At 72.7% G+C, this 359-nt stretch carries 1 protein-coding gene; it reads right to left on the bottom strand.

Annotation, left to right across the window (positions count from 1 at the left end; all coding sequences use genetic code 11):
* Positions 1-141: 141 nt before the first annotated feature.
* Positions 142-359: hypothetical protein (locus M8J73_RS43410; protein ID WP_249829875.1), on the bottom strand; the 218-nt coding region annotated here is incomplete at its 5' end.

The following is a 359-nucleotide window of genomic DNA, read 5'->3' as shown; positions in this document are numbered from 1 at the left end:
CGACCGGCACGAATCGCTGCGCAGCCGACTGCTCCCCCACGGCGGGCCTGGTGCCGGGCCCAGGGGCGGTCGGTGAGCCGGGCGACGCTGCGGGCGGGGACGGTTGCCATGCTGTAGCGAGGCCGTCGGCGATGTCACCGGTCAGATCCGGGCCACGGACACGTAGGGGACCGGGCACAGGTCGGCGGCTGCGAGTGGCTCCTCGACGAGCAGGGGGCGCAGGCATTCCAGGCCGCCTGCGTCAGCAAGGGCGGGAACTTCTTCTCCGGGGCGCTCGCGTGCCTGGCGATCGTGGCGCACGAGAACACGGGGCAGCAGCAGTTCCGTGCGATCGCACCCTTCCACACCCGGACCGATCC

Origin of the sequence: Streptomyces neyagawaensis, assembly GCF_023516595.1 — a bacterium.
Classification (GTDB): domain Bacteria; phylum Actinomycetota; class Actinomycetes; order Streptomycetales; family Streptomycetaceae; genus Streptomyces; species Streptomyces neyagawaensis.
This window is presented reverse-complemented; position numbering and strand designations above follow the sequence as displayed.